This window comes from Sorangium sp. So ce1014 (assembly GCF_051521505.1).
Classification (GTDB): Bacteria; Myxococcota_A; Polyangia; order Polyangiales; family Polyangiaceae; genus Sorangium.
Genome location: NZ_CP150356.1, coordinates 7,661,205 through 7,686,892, shown reverse-complemented (window position 1 = coordinate 7,686,892; position 25,688 = coordinate 7,661,205). Strand labels below are relative to the sequence as shown.

The window sequence follows — 25,688 nt, the reverse complement described above, 5'->3', positions numbered from 1 at the left end:
GGCGTCGAGGGCTGCGATCGGACGGAACGTGTCCGTTTTGGAGCCGGTGGGAGCTCAGGGCGCTTCACGTTGCGACCGGCAGCAAGCAGGCTGAATCGCTCGCAGAGGCCTCGGTGAACACCTACGCCTGTGGGAGGAGGGCGCCCTGACCGTCGGTCTCCGTCTCGGTCTCGGCCGCATCCAGAGGGAGCTCGACGATGAAGGTGGCGCCGGCGCCCGGCGCGCTCTCGACGCGGATGGTGCCGCCGTGCGAGGTGACGATCCAGCGGACGATGTAGAGCCCGAGGCCGAGACCGCCGAAGTTGCGGACCGACACCGCGCGCTCGAAGCGCTCGAAGATCCTGGCCTGATCCGCCTCCGCGATGCCCATTCCGTGGTCCCGGACCACGAGCGTCGCGCGCTCGGACTGCGCGCGCACGACGACATGAATGGGGCCGCCGGCGCCGTACTTCATCGCGTTGGACAGGAGATTGATGAGGACCTGCTCCACGCGAGACGGATCCCAGCGTCCGACCACGGGCTCGTCCAGCTCGAGCTGGACGCCGCAGCGGGCGTCGGCGAGCTGCTGGCGCATGCGCTCGACGACCTCGCGCGTCAGGGCCGCCAGATCGACCGGCGCGCGCACGAGCGTCAGCCGCCCGGCGCTGAGCCGGGTCACGTCGAGCAGCTCGTTGACGAGGTGGGCGAGCCGGGCGATCTGGCGATTGAGGACCTGGAGCGCGGCGTCGATCCGCTCCGGGGCGATCTCGGCCCGCTGGTAGCGACGCAGCAGCCGCTCGATGAGGTGCGACTGCATCTTCAGCGAGGTCAGCGGGGTCTTGAGCTCGTGCGAGGCGACGAGGAGGAACTCGTCGCGCCGCTCGATGGCCTTCTGCGCCTCGGCGAACAGGCGGGCGTTGTCGAGCGCGAGCGCCGCGCGACTCCCCAGCTCCTCGGCCAGCCACAGGTCGGCCGGACCGTAATGGCGCCAGGGCGCGGTGGCCAGCAAGGTCATGACCCCGAAGCACCTGTCGCGCGCGAGGAGCGGGACCCGGAGGAACGCGTGAATGCCGAGCTGCCGCAGGAGCGGCGCGGCGCCAACGTCGCCCACCTCGGGCCGGACCGGCGACGCGGCGGCCAGGGGCCGCAGCGCGTCCTTCACGGCGTCGACCAGCTCGTCGGGCACGCCCGCCGTGGCCGTGTGTCCCGGGGCGTCGTGATCGAGGCGCACGTCGACGACGCACTGGTCGGCCAGCTCGGGCACCGCGAGCTGCGCCACGCTCTCGAGGGTCGCGCTGTAGCCGAGGGCCATCAGCCTGCGACCCGCCTCGGCCAGGAAACGCTCGGCCCGCTCGGCCCGCTTGCGCTCGGTGATGTCCGTGGAGATGCCGCACAGCACGCCCGGCATGGCCCCCTCGCCGAGCGGGAACTTGACCGACAGGAAGGTGTGCAGCCCATCCTCCAGCGGCACCTCCTCCTCCCACTCCATCGGCACGCCCGCATCGAGCACCTTCCGATCGTGGTCTTCTACGGCCGCGGCGGCCGGAGCATCGAAGAAATCAGCGAGCGTCTTTCCAAGGATCTTCTCGATCGGCAGGTGCAGGAGGTTGCCCACGTGCCGGTTGACGAGCAGATGTCGTCCCTCGTGATCCTTCAGGTAGATGGCCGCGGCCGAGTTGTCGACGATGGCCTGGAGGGTCGCCTGGTTGGCCTTCAGCGCCTGCTCCGCCCGCCGGCGCTCGGCGTTCTCCTGCTCGACCTGGGAGTAGAGCATGGCGTTCTCCAGCGAGATGGCCGATTGCGAGGCGAGCAGCTCGAGCACGTCGAGCCGTCCGGGGGTGAAGGCCCCGGCGACGAGCTTGTTCTCCAGATAAAGCAGGCCGAGCAGCCGGGTTTGCCGGACGATCGGGAGGCACAGCACCGACCTCGGCCTCTTCTGGGTGAAATACGCGTCCTCCGAGAACGGGTGCCTGGCGGCGGCGTCGTCGAGCAGCACGCGCTCGTGGCTCCGGCGAACGTAGTTGAGGACGGACCGCGGCAGCGCCGCCGCCGGTGTCTCGGCCGCGCCGAGCAGCCGCGCCTCGCCGCCCGGCGCCTTGATCGCCGCCGCGGTCGACAGGCGATCCTCCCGGAGCAGGAGCACATAGCCCTCCTCGGCGCCCGCGTGCTCGACCACCGTGCGCAGCAGCATCTCGAGCAGGCGCGGGAGCTTGAGCTCGCCGGAGATGCTCTGCGCGGCCTTGACGACCGACAGGACATCGAATTGCTCGGCCCGCACGGCGAAGGTGGCCGTGGGGGCGATCGGCTTGCGCTCGATGAGATCGGGGTAGCGCTGGTCGAGCTGCTCCACCTTGGCGTGGGCGCCCCAGCGGAAGTAGCCGGCGCGGGCCCTTCGCAGGTAGGCGCCTTCGGGCGTGGACAGGCCGCGCGCGCGGTAGAAGCCCGCGGCGAGCTCGCAGGCGATGGCCTCGTGCTGGACGAAGCCGCCCTCCCGCGCCGATGCGATGGCGTGCTCGTAGAGCCGCATGGCCTCCGGCTCCTGCCCCAGGAGACGGGCGATCTCGGCGCGGACGAGGGAGTGCTTGTGAAGGAAGTTCGGGGGGCAGCTCTCCGCCCACTCGCCGAGCTGCCGCTCGCACTCGAGGAGCCCTTCGGGGAGCGCCCGCGGCGGGGATGGCGGCCCTTCGTCGCAGAGGGCCGCGAGCGCGAGCGCGAGATAATAAAAGTTCTCGGCGATGAGCGCGTACGGCTCGGTCCTCCAGGGGTGCTCGACCCTCACGCGCGTCGCCGCCGCGACGGCCTCTCCCGGCGAGCCGAGCACGAAGAGCGCCTGGGCCTTCAGGCTGTAATAAAGGCCGCGAACGCCCTGCATATCCCCCTCGTTCAGCCGCGCTTCGAAGGTGCCCTGATCCAGCTCGGATCCATCCAGCATCGAGAAGTGGACCGGCCTGCCTCGCAGCGCCTGGATCATGCCGTGGCCGCCGAGGAGGGCGCCGTGAGCGAACTCGTATCCGGCCTTGCGCACGAAGCCGAGGCGGTCCTCGGTCTGGTGAAGGACGTCCTCCAGGGGTTCGCCGCAGAGCAGCGGGAACAGGGAGGCCCAGATGCAGTTGAAGCAGGCGTCGTTCAGGTTGCCGGACTCGACCGCGGCGCTGAAGCCGGCGCGCGTATACGGATACGTCTCTCTGTAGTGGTGTGTCCAGAACACGACATGCTGTCCGAAGAGCGTGAACACCAGCGATTTCGTGCGGAGGAGGCCGCTCCTGTCCGCCAGGTCGCGGCCGAGCTTGCCGAACAGATAGGCCTCCTTGTAGCGCCCGAACCTCGGGCCGATCATCCTCGCGAAGGCGGCGTACGCGTGGGCGGAGCTCTCGGCGTTGCCGTGGCGCAGGCTGAGCTTGACCATGTGCATGACGACGAGATAGTGCAGGTCCTGGTCCACGAAGATCGCAGGGCCGGTCACGCCATGCAGCACGCCCATCGTGATCTTGATCTCCGGGTGCGTCATGGCGGGCAGATCGCTCAGGTCCTCGATCGCCCGGTCGCCCAGGGCCTGCCAGACGCGCTCCGTCCCCTCTTTGATCTGCGTGTCGGTGGGGTGGAGCGGAAGAGCGACGTCGCGGGCGCGGAGCCATGAGAGCCCGATCTCCACCGCGCGGGCGCACTGCCCGCGGGTCTGGTAGAACGCGAGGGCGAGCTCGACGACGGCGGCCGTCTCGATCCTCGCGCGAGACATGAGCTCTTCCAGGAGCCGCTCGGCTTCCTCGGTGCTGCCGGTGATGTACGCGGCGTGCGCGCGCTCGATGGTCAGGTTGTAGGCCAGCTCGTGCTGCGTCTCCCAGCGGTCCGGCGCGAGCAGGTCGAGGCCTGCGGCGAAGAGGGCGGCGGCAGACTTGTAGGCCGCCGCGGCCTTGGCCTTCCTGCCGGCGCGGAGGTTCAGCGCGGCGAGCTCGTTCCGCTCCGCCGGAGATCGGATGAGCACGGCGCCGCGGTTGAGGTGGCCCACGATGTTGAAGAGCGCGTCTTCGCGCTCCTCTGCGCGCTGGGCCTTCAAGAGCAGCTGGCCGATTCTCAGGTGCATCTCGGCGAGCTGTCCCGCCGGAATGAGCGAATAAGCGGCTTGCTGCACCCGGTCATGGAGGAACCGGTACGCGCCATTGCGGCGGAGGAGCAGCCCCTCCCGCACGGCCTCCTCGAGCGCCTCGCCGAGCCCTGCCGCCGGCCGGCTCGCGACGATCGCGAGGGTGTCGAGGTCCATGCTGCTGCCGAGGCACGCGGCGAGCTTGAGCGCGTCCTGCGCCGGGGCGGAGAGCCGCTTCAGCTTGCCCACCATCAGCTCGACGACGTTGTCGGTGAAGCCCTTGTCGCGGATCGCGGCGACGTCCCACCGCCACGCGCCCTCGCCCGCGTCGAAGGCGAGGAGCCCCTCCTGGTGCAGCTCCATCAGGAACTGGATCGCGAAGAAGGGGTTGCCGCCGGTCTTCTCGTAGACCAGCCGCGAGAGCGGCTCGACCTGCTCGGCCAAGGCGTGGACCGCGCCGGCGACGAGCGCGCCGACGTCGGACGGAGAGAGCGGCGCGAGGACGATGTCGGTGACGAGGGCGCCGCGCTTCCGCGCGTCGGCCAGCATGAGCGCGAGCGGGTGCGCCGGACCGACCTCGTTGTCCCGGTAGGCGCCGATCAGCAGGAGGTGCTCGGCCTCGGCGTACGTGACGAGCTGCTCGAGCAGCTGGAGGCTCGCGGCGTCGGCCCACTGGAGGTCGTCGATGAAGAGCACCATCGGGTGCTCCTTCTGGGCGCACGCGGCGACGAAGCGCTGGAGCGTCGCGTGCAACCGGCCCTGTGCCTCGGCCGGCGGAACCTCGGGGACCGGCGGCTGCGGGCCGAGGAGCAGCTCGAGCTCGGGGAGCACGCCGGTGAGCAGCCCGCCGCTCGCGTTGAGGGCCTCCCGCAGGCGCTGCCGCCAGCGCTCGAGCTCCTCCTCGCTCACGCACAGGAGCTCCTGCACGAGCCCGCGAAACGCCTGGAGGAAGGCGTGGTAGGGGATGTCCCGCTTGAGCTGCTCGAACTTGCCGGAGAGGAAGAAGCCGCGCTCGCGCACGACCGGCCTGTGCAGCTCGGCCACGAGCGACGACTTGCCGACGCCCGAGTAGCCCGACACGAGCACGAGCTCGGGCAGGCCCTGCGCCACGACGCGCTCGAAGACGGCGAGCAGCGCCTCGACCTCGCGCTCGCGGCCATAAAGCCGCTGCGGGATCTGGAACCGGTCCGAGACGTCGCGCTGCCCGAGCGGAAAGGCCCCGATGGCGCCGCGCGACCGGAGCTCGGCGAAGCAACGGTCGAGGTCGTGCCGGAGGCCGAGCGCGCTCTGATAACGCTCCTCGGCGGCCTTGGCCAGCAGCTTGAGCACGACCGCCGACAGCTGCGGGGGAATCGAGGGGACGATCGCGTGAGGCGAGGGCGGCGTCAGGGCGATGTGGCAATAGACCCACTCCACGGGGTCGCTCGCCTGGAAGGGCAGGGTGCCAGTCAGCATCTCGTAAAAGGTGACGCCGAGGGAGTACAGGTCGGTCCGCTCGTCGATGGAGCGGTTCATCCGGCCTGTCTGCTCCGGCGCCATGTACGCCAGCGTGCCCGCGATGAGCCCGTCGTGGGCGAGGTCCTCCGGCGCGCGGGGCGAGGGGCAGGCGATCCCGAGATCGGTGATCTTCACCTCCCCGGTGTCGGGGTTGTAGAGCAGGTTCTGTGGCTTGATGTCCTTGTGGATGACGTGGCGCCGATGCAGCTCGGCGAGCGCGTCGGAGAGGCGCAAAGCGAGGGGGAAGAAGCGCTCGAGCGGCGTCGGCCCGTCGAGGAGCTTGTCGAGCGAGCGGCCGCCGAAGTCCTCCAGGACCAGGGCCACCTGGTCGCCGAACGCCTCGAGCGCGTGCACCTTGACGATGACGGGCACGTCGAGCCCGCTGGCCACCTCGTGCTCGTGGCGCAGCCGGCCGAGGGCCTGAGGGCTGGCGTGGTCGCGCCGCAGGACCTTGAGCACGACCGGTAGTCCGTCTTCCTTGCGCCGCGCTCGATAGAGGATCGTGTCTGCCCCGGTGTGCAAGACCTCCAGCACGAGGTAGCGTGGACTCTGAGGCATAAAGAGATCTTCGGAAGTCGGAGCGGCCTCCGAGGCGTCGGCGTGGAACAAGATGTTGCCAAAAGCGCCACGCTTCGCCACGGGCAAATGGCGGCGCGCCCTCGCGCCGGCTCGCCTGCGATGTCCTCCCGTCACTCCCGCCGGGAGCGGCCGTCCCGCCGCGGGACGCCGTACCTGGACAGCACCTCACGGACCCGATCCAGCGGAATGGCCTCCACCGTACGGCCGTTCCCCGCGGTGGTCTCGGCCGTGAAGAGCGAGTCGTAAATGGCCTCTTCGGTCGCCTCGATCACGGCCTGGAACAGCGCAGACATCTCCTCGTTGGCCAGCTCCGTCGTCACGAGTCGCTTCGCGCCGGAGGGGCGCCGCACCGAGGCGCTCGTCGAAAAGGCGACAGCGTAGTCTCCGGATCCGTTTGCGGCGGAGGAGCCGGTGCGCGACAGGCCCAGGATCGCGCGGGCCGCGAGGCGTCCGAGGTTGCGGTCCGACAGCGGCGCGTCGGTCGCGATCACGATGAGGATGGATCCGCCGCCCTGATCCGGTTCGACTTCCTGGCTCGATTCCTGGCTCGATTCCTGGTCCGATTCCTGGCTCGGCTCGATCTCCGACCGAGATGCGTACCGGCCGAGCTCCTCGCCGACAGGCGCCCCCATCACCTGCAGCACGCCGCCGAAGTTCGACTGGACGAGCACGCCGGTGCAGGCGCCGCCGAGCGACGCCGGCAGCACCCGCGAGGCGGTGCCGATCCCGCCCTTCCACCCGAACGCGACCGTCCCCGTGCCCGCGCCGACGCAGCCCTCCGGCACGGGCCCTTCGCGCGCCGAGGCGAGCGCCGCGCGCACGTGCTCGGCGGTGATCGGCCGGAGCCGGATCGCGTTGAGCACGCCGTCGTTTGTCTCGCCGACGACCGGGTTGAGCGAGCGGACTTCCTCCATGCCGGGCTGCGCCAGCATCCACTCGACGAGCGCGTCCGCCGCCCGGAACACGCAAAGCGTGCTCGTGAGGAGGAGGGGAGTCTCCAGCTCGCCCAGCTCGCGGACCTGCGTCGAGCCGACGAGCTTGCCGAACCCGTTGCCCACGTGGATCGCCGCGGGGACGCGATCGAGGTAGAGGTTCGCCCCGTGCGGGAGGACGGCGGTGACGCCGGTGCGGATCGCGTCGCCCTCGACGACCGTGGCGTGCCCGACCCGCACGCCGCCCACGTCGGTGATCGCGTTCAGCGGGCCCGGGTCGAAGATCCCGGGCGCGACGCCGAGCTCACGGGCGCGCACGGCGCCCCTCGCCGGTGCCCCGGATCCGGGCGCGAAGGGCGCGCGGCCTGCCTCGACCGGACAGGCCATCGCGCCCCGGCGGGGAGAGGCGATCGGCCGCGACGTGCGCCCGGGTGACGGGAGATGGCCGGCAGCGGTGTCTGGCATTCATGGGGAGATGCGGTATCAAGCTCCGTGCCAGAGAGCGCGGCGGCGCGCGAGGTCAAGCTTCAAGGCGCCGGCAGGAGGACGCGTGCGCCGCGAGCGAGCGTCACGCCGTCCACGTGGCCCATCAGCGATCGCTCCGGCAGGACGACGTGGAAGTGCGTGTTCGACCCCATGTGCGTGAAGACGCCGTGGTGGCGCTTCGAAAAGAAGCCCACGAGCGTCCCCTCGGCGTCGGGGAGCGTCCCGCTCACCGACGCCTGGACGTGGTCCACGTGGCCGCCGCCGGGGGCGAGCTTTCTCCCATCGATGACATGCCAGCTGAGATCGCGGAAGCCCCCGCGCACCTGGACCGGGACAGCGCTCTCGGTGTCGAGGCCGCGCTCCCGCAGCAGCGCCTCGATGCGCGCGTCGATCTGCCCGTCAGGCACGTCGGCGTCGAGCGTCGCCTCCTGCCACCGCGCGACGTTCGCCACCACGAAGAGCGTCGCCCGCTCCTCCGCCCCGGCGGGGCGCACGTCGAGGGTCCCGTCGTCGCGCGCATAGGAGGTCCAGATCGCGTCGTCGACGACGGCCACCTCCCCGCGCAGCTCGCTGAGCGCCCCGATCCCGAACGCGTGCGGGCCCGGCACGACATCGCCGATGCGCACGGTGGGCCCCGTCTGCCCCTCGTGCATGATCGCGCGGAGCGCGCCGAACGAGCGGACCGGCACCGCCGCCGGCGCGCCCGGCGCGGGCCCCTCGGCGGCCTCGCTCGAGGGCGCGCAGGCGGCGATCGGAGACATCAGGAGAGCTCCGAGAAGAACGCTAGACAGACTCGCTCGCATCGCTCGTATCGCTCGCATGGGGCAGCTCCTCGGTCACGCGCGAGAGCGCGCTGTTCAAGGCGTGCAACGCGCTCACCACGGCGGCGCGCTCCTCGCAGGGAATGGCGTCCAGGATCGACTGGAACCTCCGCAGGCTCTGCTCCTCCAGGCGCCCCGCCATGCGGCGCCCGGCCGACGTGAGCCGCAGGCGACGGACCCGCCCGTCCTCCTCGCTGACGTCCTGCTCCACCCGGCCGTCCTCGCGGAGGCGCTGGATCAGCCGGGTGACGTTGCTCTTGTCGATGCCGAGCGCCCTCCGCAGGTCGCTCTGGGAGAGCTGCTCGCCCGCCCGCTCGGCGTCCGCGAGGATCGTCAGGGCGTGGGCCTCGCGCGGCGCCACCCGGACGCCGCACGGCGTGCGCTCCTCGTCCAGGAGACCGAACCCGCGCACGAAGGCGCGGACCTCGGAGCGGAGCTCTCTCGTGGTCACCCTCCGAGGGAACCATAGATCGTTGCTATGCGCAACCATCTCCGGGCAGAAAAGTTGCGCAGCGCAACCATCTCCGGCGCCGGGCCGTCGGCTACCCGGTGAGCCCCGGGACGGGCTGCGTCCGCGCGAGCTCGTCCGGGTGGCGCTGGAACCACGACGAGAGCAGCAGCACCTCGTCGATCTCGCTCAGCGGCACCGGCGCGGCGGCGGGCTCCGGGGGGCCGTAGATGTCGGCCGCGAGCCGCGCGAGCGCGCGGCGATCGTCGTCCGAGCGCGGCGCCGGGGCCTCGGCGCGGACGCTGCCGCGCCGGACGAGGTAGACGCGGTCGTCGCCGTCGTGGCCAGGGACGGTGTAGAGGAACGAGAGCGACTCGAGGGCGAAGCGGAGCCGCTGGAGCTCGCCGCGGAGGGCCGTGAGGCGCTGGATCCGGTCGCGCAGGGCGGCGGCGCGCTCGAACTCGGCGCGCTCGCGGCAGGCCTCCATCTCGTCGCGGAATCGGCCGATCGGGCCTTCGCTGCGGCCCTCGAGGAAGGCGCGGGCGAGCGCCACGCGATCGCCATAGTCCCGCGACGAGCAGCCCGCGACGCAGGGGCCGAGGCAGCGCTTGATCTCGTAGCGAATGCAGCCCGGCGTGCGGCGCCCGAGCGAGAAGAGCGTCTGCTGGTCGTCGAAGCGCATCGGCACGTCCTCGGCGCAGTCGCGCAGCCCGAGCGCGTTGGAGAGCGCGCGCACGGCCTCGCGGACGCGGCCCCCGCCCGTGAACGGGCCGTAGTAGAGGGCGCCCGGATCGCGCGCCGGGCCGCGCACGACATGCAGCTTCGGCGCCGGTCCGCGCGTGACCTTGATGAAGGAATAGCGCTTGAGATCGCGCTTCATGGCCACGTTGAAGCGCGGCCACAGCCGCCGGATGAGCCTGAGCTCGGCGAGGAGCGCGGCGAACTCGCTCGGGCAGTACTCCCAGGCGATGTGGCTCGTCGCGCGGAGGATGCGGGCGCCCTTCTCCCCGGGCTCGCAGCGGAAGTAGCCGAGCAGCCGCGTGCGCACCCGCTTCGATTTGCCGACGTAGAGGACGGCGCCGTCCTCGCCGGCCATCTGGTAGACGCCGGGCCGGTTCTCGGCGCCGGCCCGCACGAGGCCGCGGAGCAGCGCGATCCGCTCTTCATCGCCTGGGCCCTTCCGGGCAGGGAGCAGCGCTGCGCGCGGCATCGCCCGATAGTCTTGCGAAGCCGCGGCGGACGCGCAAGGAGCGCCGCGCGGAGCCCGAGCAGCCGTGGAGCCTGCCAGGCCGCCGAGGTGGTCTCCCAGCGCGCCGAGGTGCTCCGCTTCGAGGTCCTCGACAACGGCCTCGTCGTCCTCGGGGTGTCGGCCTACTGGCAGCAGATCCTCGAGGGCGTCATCATCGTGGCGGCCGTCTCTGTCGACATCCGCAAATACCTGCGGGAGCGCTGAGGCACAGCGCTCGATCCCGGTGAATGGGACGCGCGGCCTGGAAGGGAACAAGCTCGATGGAAATGGATCACGAATCCCGGAGGACCGTTGCTGCGACGGCGGGGGCGCCCCGCGGTGCGCATTTCGCCCATGTTGCGGGGGCGGCGCTTCTTGCGGCGCAGGTGCTGCTGGCTTGCACGAGCGACACCGGCGTCGGTGGCGGGGGCAGCGGCGGTGACGGGGGGAGCGGCGCAGGCGGCGGCAGCGGAGGAGACGGCGGCGCAGGCGGTGGCGGCGGAGATGGCGGCAGCGGCGGAGACGGCGGCAGCGGCGGAGACGGCGGCAGCGGCGGAGACGGCGGCAGCGGAGGTGGCGGCGGCAGCGGCGCCGGCGGAGACGGCGGCAGCGGCGGCGGAGACGGCGGCAGCGGAGACGGCGGAGATGGCGGCAGCGGAGACGGCGGCAGCGGCGCCGGCGGAGAGGGCGGCAGCGGAGACGGCGGCAGCGGCGCCGGCGTCGCGGTCTCGGCCGCGTTCTTCGACGATTTCACGTACACCGGCATCGCCGATCGCAATCTCACGAGCCGATGGTGGGTGCGGACGACCGACGGAGCGCCCGGGGTCGCCGGCGCGCAATGGCCGGCGTCCAATGTGTCGTTCATCGACGATCCCGATCTCGCCTCGAACAGGCTGCTGCGGCTCAAGGCGACAACGAGCGGATCCGGCGCGAGCACCTCGCACGCGGAGCTCCAGTCCAACGACGACAAGTTCCGCCTCGGGACTTACTCCGCCAGGGTGAAATTCAGCAACACTCCCCTGACCGGGACCCGGCACCTCGGCGACAAGCTTGTCGAGACGTTCTTCACGATCAGCCCGTGGGTCAACGACCCCGAGACCGATCCCAACTATTCGGAGCAGGATTTCGAGTACATGCCCAACGGCGGGTGGGGACAGGGCAACACGAGCACGTTGTGGCTCACCTCGTGGGAGACGGCCTCGCTGGAGAGCACGCAATCGAACCAGGTCGCGGGGGACCAGTCGGGCTGGAAGAGGCTCCTCATCCAGATCACCGAGTCAGGCATCCAGTACTACATCGAAGGCACGCTGCTTTGCACGCACGACGCCGCCTACGTCCCCGAGACGAACCAGCACCTCGACTTCAATCTATGGTTTGACGAGCTCGCTGCCGGAGAGTCCGCCCCGCGGACGTACGCCGAGGACGTCGACTGGGTTTACTTCGCGAAGGATATCCTCCTGTCGCAGGCCGAGGTGGACGCGCAGGTGGCCGGCTTCCGGGCGTCCTCGATCGCCCGCGAGGACACCCTGCCGTAGTCCCTCCTCGCCCAAGGCCGGTCAGTGGTCGTCCGGGGGCATGAGCGCGCGCACGAGCTTCTGCGCGCTCGCCATGCTCGAGACCACGCTGTGGTGCTGGACGGCCTTCTCCACCGCCGCCTTGAGCCCCGACACGTCGCCGTTCTTGTCGAAATAACCGAACGCCTTGTGGGTCGAGAGCAGATCTTGCTTCTCCAGGATGTCCTGGAACGCGGTGTAGAAGATGATAGGCACCTTCGGGTAGAGCGCCTTGATCTTCAGGTACGCCGTGAGACCGTCGATCCCCGGCATGCGGATGTCCAGGATCACCAGGCTGGTCATCTCCGTCACGGCGACGATGCCCTCCTGAGCGTTCGCGTACAGGCGCACGTCGTAGTCGTGCCGCAGCGTGAACGCGAGCGCGGACCGCATCCGCGGGTCGTCGTCGATCACGACCACGATCGGTCGCTCCTTCTGGGGCGTCTCCGGCGCCTCGTCCGAGGCCCCGCGAAAGCGCCTGCTGAATTTCGCCGATGTCATCTTGGCGCCCCCTTTTCAGTTCCCGGCGAGGTTGAGCTCGATACGGCTGGCGCTGGCGCCGGCCGGCTGCGACTGTCCGCGGGACGCCGCGCGCGGGAGCCGGACGACGAACGTCGTGCCGCGCTCCGCGTCGCTGTCGACGTCGATTGTCCCGCCGTACATCGCCACGAGGCGAGAGACGAAGCTGAGCCCCAGACCCACGCCGGTCGTCGGCTTCGTCGAGAAGAACGGCTGGAAGATCTTCGAGAGGTCGTCGGTGGAGATCCCGTCCGCGTTGTCGCTGACGGTGAGGACCTGGAGCTCCCCCTCATCGACCGTCTCGATCCGCACCCGCCTGCCGCGGCCGTCGCCGACCAGGAGCAGCGCGTCGCGCGCGTTCAGGACGATGTTGTTCACGATGGAGTCGAAGTGCGATTCGTACCCGAGGACCGCCGAGCCGCCGCGGAGGTCGAGCTCGACCGACACGCCCTGGCGCGCGAACTCGTCGCGGTGCCGCGCCGCGACCGACTCGACGATGCGGCGGAGGCTCACGACCTCGTTGCCGGCGAGCGCGACGCCGAGCTTCGAGTACTCCAGGATGCTGTTCGTGACGCTCAGCGCGCGCGCCGTGCAGTCGCCCACCATGCAGAGCACGCTGTCCAGCGTCTCCTCGGCCTCCTCGATGTCGCCCAGCCGGGCGAGGACCGGCTTGAGCTTGCCCTCGGGGATGTCGTCCTTGAGCAGGTCGAAGAGCTCACCGAGCCGGGCCGCGTTCTTCGCGCACAGCGTCTGGCCGCCCTGGGTCACCGACCCGAGCACCATCGCGGCCCCCGAGAGGGCATTGCGCATCTCGTGCGCGAAGCCGCCCGCCATCTGGTTCTCGACCGCCTCGCGCTCCAGCCGGACGATCGTCGCGTGGGCCTCCTCGAGCTCCGCCGTGCGCTCTCGGACCTTCTGCTCCACGCCGGTGTAGAGCTTCGCGTTCTCGATGGATATCGCCATCTGCGAGGACAGCATCGTGAGGAGCTCCAGCCGATCCTGGGTGAACGTGCCGGTCGCTGTGTTGTTCTCGAGGTAGATGGCCCCGTAAAGGCCGCTGTGGTGGATGAGGGGCGCGCAAAGCACCGACCTCGGGCGGCGAAGCGCGACGTAGTCGTCGCGCTGGAACTGCCTGTCTGTCGAGGCGTCGGCGAGGACGACGCTCTCGCCCGTCCGCGCCACGTACTGCACGATCCCGGCCGAGACGAGCGGGCGATCGTGCGCCGTCGCCTGGTCCAGGAGCAGCCCCGGGAAGCGCGCGTCGTCGCGGCCGTCGGTCCAGTCGACCTCGGCCTCGACCCGCAACCCGTCGCTGTCGTGGAGCACGAGGCAGCCGCGCTGGGCGCCGGCGTTCTCCATGGCGACCGACATGAGCTTGACGAGGAGCCGGTCGAGCACGATCTCCCCGGAGATCGCCTGCGCGGCCTTCAGCACCGTCCGCAGGTCGAGGCGGGACGCGCCGAGCGAGGTCGTCGTGACGAACGCCCGCGAGGACGCGACCTCCGGCGATCGCTGCGACACCGCCTCGCGCGGGGCGAGCTCTGGATACCGCTCCGCCAGGTCCTGCGCCTTGCGGGCGGCGCCCCAGAGGCTGTAATTGTAGCTCGCGTCCGCGAGGTACACGCGCGCGAGCTTCTCTTTCCCCTGCGCGAGCCAGAACCGGCCCGCCAGCTCGCAGGCCACCGCGGCCTCGTTCACGTAGTCGTGCTCCGACGCGGACGCGATGGCGCGGTCGTACAGGTCCAGGGCCTCGGCCACGCGGCCGTCGAGCCGCGCGAGCTCGGCCTCGACGAGCAGGTACCGGTGCAGGAAGTTCTCGGCGCACGTCTCGGACAGCGACTTGAGCTTCGCCTGGTTCTCCGACACCTTGGCGCGATAGCGCTCCTTGTCTTCGGGCGAGGCCGCCGGGTAGAGCGCCGTCATGGCGAGGGAGTAATAGAAGGTGTGCAGCGGCGTGAACACCTTGCCCGTGCTCGCGCCGAGGGTCGGCTCCGTCTCGGCAGCGTGCTTGTAAGCGAGCTCGTATTCGCCGAAGACGAAATAGAGCATGGCCTGCGCCGTATGGATGTAGTTGACCGTGTTGAAGTTCCCCGTCGCGTACAGGCCGGGGAGCGCCTGCTCGGCGTCGAAGAACTCTCCCTTGATCTTCGCCCCGAGCTCGGACCTGCCGGTGAGGTTCCGGATGACCTGCCGCCACACGCTGAGCTGGTTGATGACCTGCTCTTGCTTGAACTTGAAGACCTCCTCGATGTACCTCTCGAACATCGACTCGAGCTCGAAGAGGTTCTGCCCGGAGACGGCGCCGCAGACGAAGGCGTTGATCAGACAGTACGTGGCGCTCTCGGCGTCGCCGTTCTCGGCGTAGCTCAGGTACCCCTCGATGAGCGGCGCCTGGCTCTCGCGGGCCGGGCGGTAGAAGTGCCGCGAGAGCCCGTAATAGAAGTTGTAGACGCTCGCCTTGTAGAGCGGCTGGTCCCGGCGCCTGTGCACCTCGATCGCCAGCTCGCCGAACCGGGACCCCATCTTGATGTCGCCCACGCCGGCGTTGACGAGGGCGCTGAACGCCGCGAGCGCGTAGGACGAGAGCGGCGACTCGCCGTGATCCATCGTCAGGTCGAGCGCGCGGCAGATGAAGAGCCCGAGCATCTCCGGCGCGGCGAAATAAGACGCATAGATCGCGCGCCGGAGGATCACCAGCGCCGCCTGCTTCGGGGCCGCCGTCATCGGGGGGAGCTGGCCGAGGCGCGCGAGGCCGAGCTCGGCGACCTGCCCCGTCGTCTTCGTGTACGCGTCGAGGAAGTCCTGCGTGCCGGGGCTCGCGGGGAACGCCTCGCCGAGCTGCGCGAGCGCCTCCACGGCGGTGTCCACGGCCTGGCGGAACTCCGCCTGGGTGTGGTGATAGAGGATCAGGAGCTCGTAGAGCTTGCTCCTGCTCATCACGTCGCGGATCTCGCCCAGGGCCGCGTCCACGAGCTCCTTCATGGCGCGCCAGTCGACGTTCATGCACGCGGCCTCGGCGGCGCCGAGGTGCAGCGCGCTCGTCAGCGCGTGATCGCTCTGCCACGCGCCCGCGGGCAGGAGCGCGAGGCCCTCGGCGAAGTAGCCCCGCGCGGCGTCGAAGGCGGCGGAGAGCAGCGCGCGCCGGCCCGCGAGGAGGTTCAGCTCCGCGAGGCGCCGCCGCTCGCCGGCGTCGCTCAGCAGGTCGGCGCCGCGGTTCAGGTGGTAGACGATGTCGAAGACCTCCTCCTCGGGGTCGCGCCCGTCCAGGCTCTGCAAAAGGAGCCGGCCGATGTTGGCGTGGAGGCCGCTGCGCTCGTCGTCCTCGATCATGGCGTAGGCGGCCTGCTGGACGCGATCGTGGAGGAACCTGTAGTCCGGGAAGACGAGCGGCGCGCCGAGATCGTCCGGGGCCGCGGGCTCCATCGGCGACAGCGGGACGATGAGGCCCTCGTGCAGCGCGGGCAGGAGGTGCCGGTGGGCCTCGCCGCGCGTCTCCTCGAGGATGACGGCGAGCCTGCCCAGATCGAAGCGGTTGCCGAGGCACGACGCCGACATGAGCGCTCGCTGCGTGTCCGCCGGGAGCCCGCGGAGCCTGCCGATCATCAGGTCGACCACGTTGTCCGTGATGTTCCTGGACTCGATGGTCGCGACGTCCCAGGTCCACGCCGCGCGGCCGGCGTCGTACCGCAGGCATCCGGTCTGGTGCAGCGTGCGGAGGAACTCGTTGACGAAGAACGGGTTGCCGCCGGTCTTCCGCGCGATAAGCGCGCCGAGCGGCATGACCGCCGCGGCCTCGGCGCGCAGCGCGTCCCCGAGCATCCGGCAGACCATCTCGGTGCCGAGCGGCCCCGGGGAGATCTCGCGCACGACGGCCCCCTCGCGTCGCAGGGCGGCGAGCGCGGTCGAGAGCGGGTGAGCGGCCCCGACCTCGTTGTCGCGGTAGGCGCCGATCACGAGCAGCCCGCGCAGCCCGGCGTCCGTCATCAGGAGCTCGATGACCCGGAGCGACGCCGCGTCGGCCCACTGCAGGTCGTCGAGGAAGACGGCCAGCGGGCGCTCGGCGTCGCAGAACACGCGGACGAAGTTCTGGAGGACGCGCACGAAGCGGTTCTGGGACTCGGCGGGCCCGAGCGCCTGGACGGGCGGCTGCTCGCCCACGATGAGCTCGATCTCCGGGATCACGTCGACGAGGACTTGCCCGTTCACCCCGAGCGCCGCCTTGATCTTCGAGCGCCACAGCGCGAACTGCGCCTCGGGCTCGGCCACGATCTGCCGCACGAGGTCGCGGAACGCGCTGGTGATCGCGGTGTACGGGGTGCTCCGCTTCAGCTGGTCGTACTTGCCGGCGACGAAGTACCCGTGCGCCCCGGTGATCGGCTTGTACAGCTCGTGCGCCAGCGCGGACTTGCCGACCCCCGAGTACCCGGCGATGAGCATCAGCTCGGTGCCGCCGCGCGCGACGCGATCGAACGCCTCGAGCAGCGCCTCTACCTCGTGCTGGCGTCCATAGAGCTGCTGCGGGATGCGGAGGTCGCCGGAGGCGTCGGCGCGGCCCAGCGGGAACGGGGCGATCTCGCCCGCGGCGTCGAGGCGCCGCTGGCACTCCTCCAGGTCGTGGAGGAGGCCCGCCGTGCTCTGGTAACGGTCCTCGGCCGACTTCGCCATGAGCTTCATCACGACGTCCGACAGGGCCTCCGGTACGCTCGGGCACCGCGCGCGCGGCGGGGTGGGATCGAGGGCGATGTGGCAGTGCACGAGCTCCATGGCGTCCGCCGCGCCGAAGGGCGGGGCGCCCGTGAGGAGCTCGTAGAAGGTGGCGCCGAGCGAGTAGAGATCGGTGCGATGGTCGAGCGACCGGTTCATGCGGCCGGTCTGCTCGGGAGAGATGTAGGCGAGGGTCCCCTCGATCACGGCGGGGCTCTTGCTCGACAGCTCCTCCCGCGCGAGCCGCGTCGAGATGCCGAAGTCGATGATCTTGACCGTACCCGCCTCGCGGTTGACTACGATGTTGGACGGATTGATATCCTTGTGTATAATTCCGCCTTCATGGACATCGTGAAGGGCGCGCGTGATCCCGATCGCGAGCGGGAGGAAGTCCGCGGCGTCGAACCGGCCGCTCTGCAGGTGGTGCGCCAGCGAGTGGCCTCCGAAGTCCTCGAGGACGAGGAGGAGCCCTCTCTCGTTCCGGCACAGGTCGAGCGCCCCGACGACGCCCGGCGCACGCAGGTTGCGGAGCACCGCGTATTCATGCCTGTAGCGCGTGAGCTCCGTCTGGCTGGGATAATCTGAGCGCAAGAGCTTGAGGATGACGGGGCGCTCGTGGCCGGCGCACCGGCCTCGGTAGACGAGCGAATTGCCGCTCTCGTAGATCTTGGCGACCGTTTGATAACCGGAGATCGTCAGCATCTCACCCCTTGACTGACGTGGACGTGCCCTGGCGGCACGGCGTGGCCGGCGGCTGTTGTGTCCGGGATGATACCACGAAGACACGTTGCAACAGGACGAATCTCGCCGCGGGAGGGTGCGTGGATGTCTGTCCTCGATGCCTGTTCTGGTCCAAGGTGATGCCGCGGTATCCAGGTAGGCGAGGTCTCCGGACAGGCCGAGGGGGCGACGAGCCGCATGGAGAGGAGAGCTCGCACACCGACGGTGGCGAGCCGCCAGGGGAGGAGCACGCTGCCCGCACATCCCGACCGTGCAGGGGAGCGGCTACGACGTGGGTGAACCTGTGCGTCTGGCGCCTTTGACGGCGCCGTTCGGCGGGGAGCCGGTGGCCGTCGTCGTGTCATGGCGTTCCGGAGGAATTGACCTCGGAGCGGCTGGGCGCGACAGCGAAGGGGAGAGTCGCCGGAACATTTCTGCTCTTCATGGAATGCTTGCGTCACAATGCATGTGGGACGTAGCGTGATGCCATGTCGATACGATGCATGCGAGTCGCCTGGTCACTGATTCTCGTCGCCTTGCCCGCGGGCTGCACTGGAGAGTCGGGCTCGACGGCGAGCGGCGGCGGCGCGGGGGCGTCGAGCGCGAGCGGCGGCGGCGCGGGGGCGTCGAGCGCGAGCGGCGGCGGCGCGGGGGCGTCGAGCGCGAGCGGCGGCGGCGCGGGGGCGTCGAGCGCGAGCGGCGGCGGCGCGGGGGCGTCGAGCGCGAGCGGCGGCGGCGCGGGCGGCGATCCTGGGCCAGGCGCGTGCGGCGTCACCCAGGACCGTATCCGTATCACCGAGATCGACGTCGGAATCCGCGTGATCAACAACGAGGACGAGGCCGCGCTGATGCCGCTCGTCATCTCGCCAATGCCGTCCGGCGGGTCGCGCCTCGCATGGATGAGCGACGACGATCAGGTCCACGTCGTCCAGCTCGACGCAGGTGATCAGGCCATGGGCCCCTCGCTCGGCCTGCCGGCGAACGACCTCTCCGATCTGCTCGCCGATGACGCGGGCGGCGTGCTGCTGCTCACCCGCGATGCCGAGGGCGGCGGAACATTGAATTGCGGCGTACCGGCGAACCTGTGCGGCACGCCGCCGTCCCCCCCGGTCCCCTGTCACGACATGTACATGGTCCGCTTCGACGGCGCGCGCGAGACCTGGGCGACCAAGCTCACCAGCTCGAGCGCCGCGCTGCCGCCCTACTCGACCGGCCCCACCGGTCCCAGCGTGTTCATGATCTGGTGGTACGCCCACCACGGCCGCATCGCCTTCGACGGCGCGCGCTATGCGGGCTATTTCGGCGCCGCGATCAGCGTCTCGCAAGGGGGGTGCATCAACATCCACCAGGGCGATCGCATGAAGGTCGTCGACGCCGGCGGGGAGCTGCAGAGGGACGGCTTCGACTGGGGCTGCAGCCACAGCGGCTACGAGCGCATCCTCTGGGACCCCAGCGCCGGCAAGTTCGTGACGGTGTGCAAGACCGACAACAACAATCGTATCGCGCTCGCGCCCGATTACACGACCATCGCTCCGGTCGATCTCGCCTACTCGAACCTGGGGAACCTCGTGACGGCGAATGGCGGCGGCTACTGGCTCACGGCGAGCGATATCCGCCCGGGCCAGCCGGCGGGCTCGAACGGGCTCGCGGACGTGCGGCTGCTCCACTTCACCGACGGCGCCGCGGACAAGGACATCACGATCGCCGACGGCGGCGGCCTGAACCACCGCGCCCCGCACCTGGCCGCCTACGGCGGCTCGCGCCTGCTCGCGGCCTGGGAGAGCACCCCGCGCGCCGGCGATATCGCCCGCAACGATCCGGAGCGCGCGCTGTACGTGCAGACGCGCGATCGCGCCACAGGGGAGGCCGAAGGCGAGCCGCTGGAGGTCGACGTGCTCGGCAATCGATATCAGGATTTCGTCGCATTCCCCGACGGAAGCGTGGCCTTCGCGGCGCCGGGCAGCACGAGCACCCGGATCCGGGTGCTGCGCATCCTGCCCTGCGAGTAACGTCACGAAGGCGCGCTGGAGACGGCGCACGCGGGCCGCGGGCGCGCCATGGCTCAGGCGGCGCTCTCGACGGGGCTGAGCTTGCCGCGCTCCACGCCGGAGCTCGCCGCGATGCCGGCGTCGACGCGCGCGGCGAGCATCGGGCGGAACGCCGCGCGGTAGGCGAAGGCGAGGTAGAGCTCGAGGGCGAGGATGAGCCAGGCGGCCGGGTTGGGCGGCGTGAGGAAGGTGTGGAATGCGACGATGTTCACGACGATGGGCGCGAGGAGCGCCAGCGCGAGCGGGACGTAGCGGTTCGAGAGCAGCAGGGCGCCCGCGACGACCTCGGTCCCCTTGATCAGCGGGAACATGTAGCCGGTCGCGGCCAGCGCGGCCCCGAAGCTGGCGGCGGCCTCGGGCGCCGGGGGTTGCGGCAGGAACTGCAAGAAGCCGTTCAGCCCGAAGACGAAGAACACGAGCCCGAGGAGGGTGCGGGCAGCGGCGGGAGCGAAACGCTTGACGATGTTCATGATGAGCCTCGCGGAGGTGAGGCGGGCTCTCCGGCTCGGAGCGCCCGCCCCCTCTCTATGGGCGCTCGCCGAACCCGGTGCTATTGTGCAACGGCTCAACTCAGCGTTGCGTCTTCGCAACCTACCTTCGCGACCTGCCTGCCTTCGCGACCTGATCGAGCGCCCGACCGAAGCCGCCCAACCCTCGTGAGGTCCCCGCATGCCCGGTCCCCGCACGGCCGCCCGAGCGCAGTCGCCCCGATCGCCCCAGCTCGACGAGATCGCCGCGTTCGCCAGGGTGGCGGAGCTCGGCTCGTTCACGGCCGCGGCCGCGCAGCTCGGGGTCCCGAAGTCGACGGTGAGCCGCGCGGTGACGCGCCTGGAGGAGGGCCTCAAGGTGCGGCTCCTCCACCGGTCGCCGCGCGCCGTCGGGCTGACCGAGGCGGGCCGCCGCTTCTTCGGCGACGTGGCGCCCCACATCGCCGGCCTCCGCGACGCGGCGCTGGCGCTCGACGCCTACCAGGGCCAGCCGCAGGGCCTGATCCGGCTCAGCGCGCCGCCCGACGGCGGCGAGTCCTTCGTGGGCGACCTGCTCGTCGAGTTCTGCGCGCGGTATCCGCTGCTCTCCGTGGATGTGGACCTGTCCTCGCGCCGGGTCGACCTGCTGCGCGAGGGCTTCGACGTCGCGATCCGGGCGACGCTCGAGCTCCCGGACTCCTCGCTTGTCGCGCGCAAGCTGCTCGACTCGCACCTGCAGCTCTTCGCCGCGCCTTCGTACCTCGCGCGCCGCGGCCTGCCCCGCGCGTTCGACGAGCTTGTCGACCACGAGCGGGTGGTGTTCGTCCCGAACGCCCGGCGCGGCCAGTGGCCGGTCGACGACGCGCGCTCGGTGCGCGACGCGATGTCGACCGGGCGCATCGCCACCGACAACGTCCAGCTCATCCGCGCGGTGCTCCGCGCGGGGGGCGGCATCGGTCCGCTCCCGCGCGCCTTCGCCGCGGCCGACCTGGCGAGCGGGCGCCTCGTCCATGTGCTGCCCGAGTGGTCGCAGCGCGCGGGGGCCGTGTACCTCGTCTATCCGAGCGCGCGGCACGTGGCGCGGAACGTGGCCGTGTTCCGCGACTTCGTCCTGGCCTGGGTGAAGCGGCTCGCGTGACCGGGGCGCCCGCGCGCCACCACCCGCCGAGCGGCGGCGCGGCGTTGTCATGGGGCAGGGGAGCGGCGATCTCGCGCGGGCGCCGCGCGTCGGGCACGCCGGAGATGGATAATGATGATGCCTCTGGCGGAGCGCGCGCCCATCGGCGGCAGCGGCGCATGGCCGTGTTTCGCGGCGGTCCCGGCTTGGATACGCTATCTCTCGCGCTCGCCCGCTTTGCGCGTGGATCCGGGGCCGAGCATGCTGTTCTCCGAGGCCTCGCACCCGCCATGTACCGAACCGCTGCGTCCCTCCCGCCCGAGCCGCCCCGCGAATGGCAGCTCATCGTCGAGGCCTACCTGTACGAGCACCTCTCGGTGCCCGAGGCCTGGCTCGCGCGCGCCGGGGGCACCGTTGCGCTGCTCGTCGGCGCGCGGATGCTCGCGCCCGAGCACCACGGGGAGAACCGCGCCTGGCTGTTCGGTGACCTGCGGCGGGTGGAGGGCCAGCGGCCGCCGCTCGTCGCGCCCACCTCGTTCGGGCTGGAGCGCGTGTGCGCGCCGGGCGAGGCGGAGGCCGCGCCGCGCCACGTCGCGGTCTGCCCCTGGCCCGACGCGGCGGGCATGACGCTGGCGGGCCTCGCGCGCTACCTGCCGGGCGCGCGCCTCGAGATCGGCGCGGCGGCCGAGGTCGCCGCGCAGCTCGCGCGCGTGCGGCTCGCGGTGCCGCACGCCGGCTTCACGTACGCGCGCGTCGTCGTGTTCGAGAGCGGCGAGGTGCGCGTCGCGCCGCCCCTGCCCGAGACGGAGCGCTCGGCGACGCCGAGCTATACGGGGATCGAGTACCTCGACGATCTCGGGATCGCGGCCTTCCTGATCCAGGGCCGCGAGGGCCTCGAGCCCGGCTTCGGCGTCGCGTCGGCGCTCTTCGAGCTCGTCGTGGGCTTCGGCGATGCGGGCGCCGCGGCGAAGCGCCAGCTCCTCGACGCCGCGCTCAGGGCGCCGCGCGCGCACCCGCTGCCGTCGGACTTCGGGGTGCGGAGCCGCGAGATCGACGCGCTCGTCGCGCGGGGCACGTCGGGCGATGCGCCGCTCTCCGAGCTGGCGCAGGCGCTGGCCGCGCTCAGCCAGGCGCTCGACGGCGCGACCGCGCTCGGGCGCGCCGTGCGCGCGAGCGTCGCCGCGGCCGCGCCGTCGCCGCCGCACAGGCAGACGCGGGACGGGAAGCGCGGTTACCTGCTGTTCCCCGACGTGCAGGCGCTCCCCGTCGGCGCCGGCTGGCCGGCGGTGGCGCCATGAAGAGGCCGCGCCGCCGCGGGCCCCCGCGCGGCTAGCCGCAGCTCGGCACTTCGTCCAGGCTGAAGAAGATCTGTTTGCCCATGGAGCGGGACAGCTCGACCATCTCGTCGGCTCCCTTCGAGGCGCCGCCGATCCGCAGGCAAGCGTCGCAGCGGGCGACGAGCCGGCGGGCGACGGGGTGGAAGATCTCGTTGAAGATCTCGTCGCCGATCTCGCGCGACCCGGCGTGCTCGATGAGCGGCAGCGCGAACCACTCGCCCAGGACGGGGAGATGGCCGGCGCGAAACAGGCGAACGGCCATGTCGTTCATGGCGTGAACGTTGGCGGCGATCAGGACGGGGTCATCGTTGGTGCCGGAGCGATAGGGCCCGGCGACGAGGATCATGAGCGGCTTGGGGGTCGTCATCGTCTCGAGTCCTCCCGGGGAGATCGCGTGTCGGTCACGGGGCCTGCAGGTCCTGATCGGCGCTCTTGAACCAGCGCGTCGCGACGCGGACCGCGTTCGTGGCCGCGCCGAGCCGCAGGTTGTCCCCGACCACCGTGAGGCACACGCTCTTCCGGTCGCGGTCCCGCGCGTCCGGGCGGATCCGCCCGACCAGCGCGCGGTCGCGGTCCTGCACGCAGTGGAGCGCGCTCAGGCCCTCGCCCGCGGCGCCGGGGAGGTGCTTCACATAGGGCGCCTGCGCCGGATCGCTCAGGAGGCTCGCGACGCGCTCGAGGTCCACCGGGCGCTCGAACGTCACCCACGCGTTCTCGTAATGGCCCACCGCGACGGCGACGCGGCAGCACTGCGCCGAGACGCCGAGCTCGGGCATGCCCAGGATCTTGCGGCTCTCGAAGATGAGCTTCCGCTCCTCCGAGGAGAAGCCGCTCTCGTCGGTGCCGCCGTTGTGCGGGACGGTGTTGGCGGCGTAGCCCGCGAGCTTGAACGGGAGGCCTAGCCGGTCGAGGGCCTGGTAGCCGTCGCGCGCGTCCGCGATGAACGCGTCGAGGGCGGCGATGCCGGCGCCGCTCACCGCCTGGTAGGTGCTCACCGTGACCGCGCTCAGCCCGAACTCCCGGCGCAGGGGCGAGAGCGCCAGCGTGAGCGGGATGGTCGTGCAGTTCGGATTGGCCACGAGCCGGACCGAGTCGTCGACGAGGCTCGAGTTCACCCCCGCGGTGACGAGCGGCACCTTCGGGTCGGCGCGGAACGTGTTGCTCTTGTCGATCACGCGGTGCCCGAGGTCGAGCAGCCGCGGCACGTACCGCTTGCTGTGCTCGTCATCCAGGGCCACGAACGCGAGGTCCCCGCGGGGCGCGTCCTGCGTCTCGAGCCGCGACGCGCTGAGCACCTCGTACGACTTGCCGTCCAGGGTGAGCTCCTGGTCGCGGCTCGCGAAGAGGGCGAGCGTCGCGCCGGGCCAGGCCCGCGCGATGAGGGTGATGGTTTCGCGACCGACGAGGCCCGTAGCGCCGAGGATGCAGATTCGCATAAGAGCGCTCTTTACCAGACCGGGGCCCAGCCGACGAGGGGCCAAGTGGGCGGGCGCGGCAGGGCGCCCGCGCAGGGGCCACCCGCGCGCCGGCGCCGCAGGCCCCGGAGGGGCGCGCATCGACCGGGATCGCCCCGGGATCGCCCGGGATCGACGGATGGCGGGGCGATGGCGCCCCCGACGGCGCAGAGCGCCATGCCGGGCGGCATCGCGGCGGGTTGGTACGGACGCGCGGGCGCGGCGGCGCCGACCTGCGCGGGCGAGCGCGCCGCCGGCTCCGCGGGGCGGAGGGGGCGGTCTCTCAGATGACCGTGCCCGGGGGCACGACGGCGTTCTTCGGGACGACGACGATGCCCTCCCGGGCCGCGTAGTACTCGGCGTCGGAGTCCTCGCGATCGGGGATGTTGCGGATCACCACCCCCTCGCCGATGCGCGCGTTCTTGTCGATGATCGCGCCGTCGATCCTGCACCCCCGGCCGATGCCGATGGGCGGGAGACCCCTGCTGCTCTCGGGGCCCTGGGCCTGGAACAGGAACTCGTAGTCCGCGCCCATCATGACCGTGTTCGCCATCGTGACGTGAGGCCCGATCGAGGAGAGCTGCCCCACGATCGACCGGGAGATCTTCGACTCGATGATCCGGCTCCCCTCGGCGAGGAGCACCTGGTCGAGGACCGAGCCGGCGCTGACGTGGGCCGGGGGGAAGAACTGCGGGCGGGTGTAGATCGGCCGCTGCGGATCGTAGAAGGAGAACGGAGGATTTGTGTCGGTGAGGGCGAGGCTGGCCTCGTAATAGCTCCGGATCGTGCCGATGTCCTCCCAGTACCCGTCGAACGTGTAGGTCACCATCCGGTGGCTGTCGAGCGCGCGGGGCAGGATGTGGTTGCCGAAATCGGAGGCGTTGTCGCGCTCGAGCATCTCGTAGAGCGCCTTCGCGCTGAAGATGTAGACGCCCATCGAGGCGAGCCACGGGTACTTCGGATCGGGCAACCGCCGCACGCCGTCGAGCAGCTTCATCTCCTTCGGCTTCTCGACGAACTTGATCACCCGCCCGCTGTCGTCGGTGTCCACGATGCCGAGGCGCGACACCTCGGCGGTCGGGACGGGCCGCACGGCGAGCGTGACGTCGGCCCGGGTCTCGCGGTGGTGCTCGAGGAAAGGCTCGTAGTCCATGCGGTAGAGGTGGTCGCCCGAGAGGATCATGACGTCGCGCGGGTTCGGCGACTTGACCTCGCCCAGCTGCTTGCGGACCGCGTCGGCGGTGCCCAGGTACCAGTCGCTGTGGTTCGGCGTCTGCTCGGCGGCGAGGATCTGCACCGCGCCCGCGGAGAAGACGTCGAATCGATACGTCTGCGTGATGTGGTTGTGGAGCGAGACCGAGTTGTACTGCGTGAGGATGTGAATGCGATTGAAGCCCGAGTTGAGGCAGTTGCTGATCGGGATGTCGACCAGTCGGTACTTGCCGCCGGTCGGGACGGCTGGCTTCGAGCGCAGCTTGGTGAGCGGGTAGAGGCGCTTACCGACGCCTCCGCCGAGGATCAAGACCACCACGTCGTTGTGCTTCAAGCGGACCTCCGCAGGTGAGGGGGACGGTTCGACGTCCGGAGCGATGGGCGCGACTAGACTAGCCGATCCTCGGGATCGGTCGAGCCGAATACCATGCTGCGCGAGGTGGTTGCAACCCTCGCGATCTGCGGGTGATCTCAGGGCAGGTGGCGCGGCGGGCTCCGGCGCTGCC

The 25,688-nt window shown here is 71.0% G+C and carries 16 protein-coding genes; 5 read left to right on the top strand and 11 right to left on the bottom strand.

The annotated features are described in order from the left end of the window. Nucleotides 1–121 precede the first annotated feature (121 nt). The 5 genes from WME75_RS28845 to WME75_RS28825 all read right to left on the bottom strand — a co-directional run bounded on the left by WME75_RS28845 (nt 122) and on the right by WME75_RS28825 (nt 10,033). The gene (locus tag WME75_RS28845) at nt 122–6,115 is read right to left on the bottom strand and encodes an AAA family ATPase (RefSeq protein ID WP_437477648.1); all 5,994 of its coding nucleotides are present in this window, start codon (nt 6,113–6,115) and stop codon (nt 122–124) included. A gap of 131 nt (nt 6,116–6,246) precedes the next feature. Beyond that, nucleotides 6,247–7,386, bottom strand: coding sequence for a P1 family peptidase (locus WME75_RS28840; protein WP_437477645.1), 1,140 nt, complete (start codon nt 7,384–7,386; stop codon nt 6,247–6,249). A gap of 209 nt (nt 7,387–7,595) precedes the next feature. Beyond that, nucleotides 7,596–8,315, bottom strand: coding sequence for an acetolactate decarboxylase (locus WME75_RS28835; protein ID WP_437477642.1), 720 nt, complete (start codon nt 8,313–8,315; stop codon nt 7,596–7,598). 22 nt (nt 8,316–8,337) lie between these two features. Beyond that, a complete protein-coding gene (locus WME75_RS28830) occupies nt 8,338–8,826 on the bottom strand; it encodes a MarR family winged helix-turn-helix transcriptional regulator (protein WP_437477639.1) in 489 nt (162 codons plus the stop codon). Between the two features lie 91 nt (nt 8,827–8,917). Further along, nucleotides 8,918–10,033 carry a GIY-YIG nuclease family protein gene (locus tag WME75_RS28825; protein WP_437477636.1) on the bottom strand — a complete coding sequence of 372 codons (1,116 nt, stop codon included), beginning with the start codon at nt 10,031–10,033 and terminating at the stop codon, nt 8,918–8,920. Between the two features lie 87 nt (nt 10,034–10,120). On the opposite strand from WME75_RS28825, the gene WME75_RS28820 reads away from it, so the two are divergent. Continuing rightward, a complete protein-coding gene (locus tag WME75_RS28820; protein ID WP_437477635.1) occupies nt 10,121–10,276 on the top strand; it encodes a hypothetical protein in 156 nt (51 codons plus the stop codon). Between the two features lie 161 nt (nt 10,277–10,437). After that, nucleotides 10,438–11,586, top strand: coding sequence for a glycoside hydrolase family 16 protein (locus WME75_RS28815; protein WP_437477632.1), 1,149 nt, complete (start codon nt 10,438–10,440; stop codon nt 11,584–11,586). 21 nt (nt 11,587–11,607) lie between these two features. Here WME75_RS28815 and WME75_RS28810 read toward each other — a convergent pair whose 3' ends face one another. Further along, nucleotides 11,608–12,105 (bottom strand): response regulator, encoded by a 498-nt coding sequence (locus WME75_RS28810; protein WP_437477629.1) that lies wholly within the window; start codon nt 12,103–12,105, stop codon nt 11,608–11,610. 15 nt (nt 12,106–12,120) lie between these two features. Further along, a complete protein-coding gene (locus WME75_RS28805; protein WP_437477628.1) occupies nt 12,121–17,529 on the bottom strand; it encodes a trifunctional serine/threonine-protein kinase/ATP-binding protein/sensor histidine kinase in 5,409 nt (1,802 codons plus the stop codon). Nucleotides 17,530–18,035: 506 nt separating this feature from the next. Between WME75_RS28805 and WME75_RS28800 the strand changes: the two genes are divergently transcribed. Further along, nucleotides 18,036–19,556 carry a hypothetical protein gene (locus WME75_RS28800; RefSeq protein WP_437477625.1) on the top strand — a complete coding sequence of 507 codons (1,521 nt, stop codon included), beginning with the start codon at nt 18,036–18,038 and terminating at the stop codon, nt 19,554–19,556. Nucleotides 19,557–19,609: 53 nt separating this feature from the next. Here WME75_RS28800 and WME75_RS28795 read toward each other — a convergent pair whose 3' ends face one another. Then, a complete protein-coding gene (locus tag WME75_RS28795; protein WP_437477622.1) occupies nt 19,610–20,065 on the bottom strand; it encodes a DoxX family protein in 456 nt (151 codons plus the stop codon). Nucleotides 20,066–20,264: 199 nt separating this feature from the next. Between WME75_RS28795 and WME75_RS28790 the strand changes: the two genes are divergently transcribed. Together WME75_RS28790 and WME75_RS28785 are read left to right on the top strand one after the other, a co-directional pair. Beyond that, nucleotides 20,265–21,200 carry a LysR family transcriptional regulator gene (locus tag WME75_RS28790; RefSeq protein ID WP_437477619.1) on the top strand — a complete coding sequence of 312 codons (936 nt, stop codon included), beginning with the start codon at nt 20,265–20,267 and terminating at the stop codon, nt 21,198–21,200. 269 nt (nt 21,201–21,469) lie between these two features. Then, nucleotides 21,470–22,477, top strand: coding sequence for a hypothetical protein (locus WME75_RS28785; protein ID WP_437477617.1), 1,008 nt, complete (start codon nt 21,470–21,472; stop codon nt 22,475–22,477). Between the two features lie 31 nt (nt 22,478–22,508). Here WME75_RS28785 and WME75_RS28780 read toward each other — a convergent pair whose 3' ends face one another. The 3 genes from WME75_RS28780 to glgC form a co-directional block, all read right to left on the bottom strand. Continuing rightward, nucleotides 22,509–22,883: a DUF4406 domain-containing protein gene (locus WME75_RS28780; protein ID WP_437477614.1), complete on the bottom strand. Its 375-nt coding sequence runs from the start codon at nt 22,881–22,883 to the stop codon at nt 22,509–22,511. A gap of 34 nt (nt 22,884–22,917) precedes the next feature. Further along, complete coding sequence (locus tag WME75_RS28775) at nt 22,918–23,952, bottom strand: aspartate-semialdehyde dehydrogenase (protein ID WP_437477611.1); 1,035 nt, start codon at nt 23,950–23,952, stop codon at nt 22,918–22,920. A gap of 301 nt (nt 23,953–24,253) precedes the next feature. Beyond that, nucleotides 24,254–25,516, bottom strand: a complete 1,263-nt coding sequence (gene glgC / locus WME75_RS28770; protein WP_437477608.1) for a glucose-1-phosphate adenylyltransferase — start codon at nt 25,514–25,516, stop codon at nt 24,254–24,256. Nucleotides 25,517–25,688: the final 172 nt, after the last annotated feature.

Excerpts from the sequence above, each read along its gene's own strand:
- WME75_RS28785 (WP_437477617.1), top strand. The coding sequence starts at position 21,470 with ATGTACCGAACCGCTGCGTCCCTCCCGCCCGAGCCGCCCCGCGAATGG.
- WME75_RS28835 (WP_437477642.1), bottom strand. The coding sequence starts at position 8,315 with ATGTCTCCGATCGCCGCCTGCGCGCCCTCGAGCGAGGCCGCCGAGGGG.
- WME75_RS28795 (WP_437477622.1), bottom strand. The coding sequence starts at position 20,065 with ATGAACATCGTCAAGCGTTTCGCTCCCGCCGCTGCCCGCACCCTCCTC.
- WME75_RS28780 (WP_437477614.1), bottom strand. The coding sequence starts at position 22,883 with ATGACGACCCCCAAGCCGCTCATGATCCTCGTCGCCGGGCCCTATCGC.
- WME75_RS28775 (WP_437477611.1), bottom strand. The coding sequence starts at position 23,952 with ATGCGAATCTGCATCCTCGGCGCTACGGGCCTCGTCGGTCGCGAAACC.
- WME75_RS28805 (WP_437477628.1), bottom strand. The coding sequence starts at position 17,529 with ATGCTGACGATCTCCGGTTATCAAACGGTCGCCAAGATCTACGAGAGC.
- WME75_RS28790 (WP_437477619.1), top strand. The coding sequence starts at position 20,265 with ATGCCCGGTCCCCGCACGGCCGCCCGAGCGCAGTCGCCCCGATCGCCC.
- WME75_RS28810 (WP_437477629.1), bottom strand. The coding sequence starts at position 12,105 with ATGACATCGGCGAAATTCAGCAGGCGCTTTCGCGGGGCCTCGGACGAG.
- WME75_RS28825 (WP_437477636.1), bottom strand. The coding sequence starts at position 10,033 with ATGCCGCGCGCAGCGCTGCTCCCTGCCCGGAAGGGCCCAGGCGATGAA.
- WME75_RS28845 (WP_437477648.1), bottom strand. The coding sequence starts at position 6,115 with ATGCCTCAGAGTCCACGCTACCTCGTGCTGGAGGTCTTGCACACCGGG.
- WME75_RS28800 (WP_437477625.1), top strand. The coding sequence starts at position 18,036 with ATGTCGATACGATGCATGCGAGTCGCCTGGTCACTGATTCTCGTCGCC.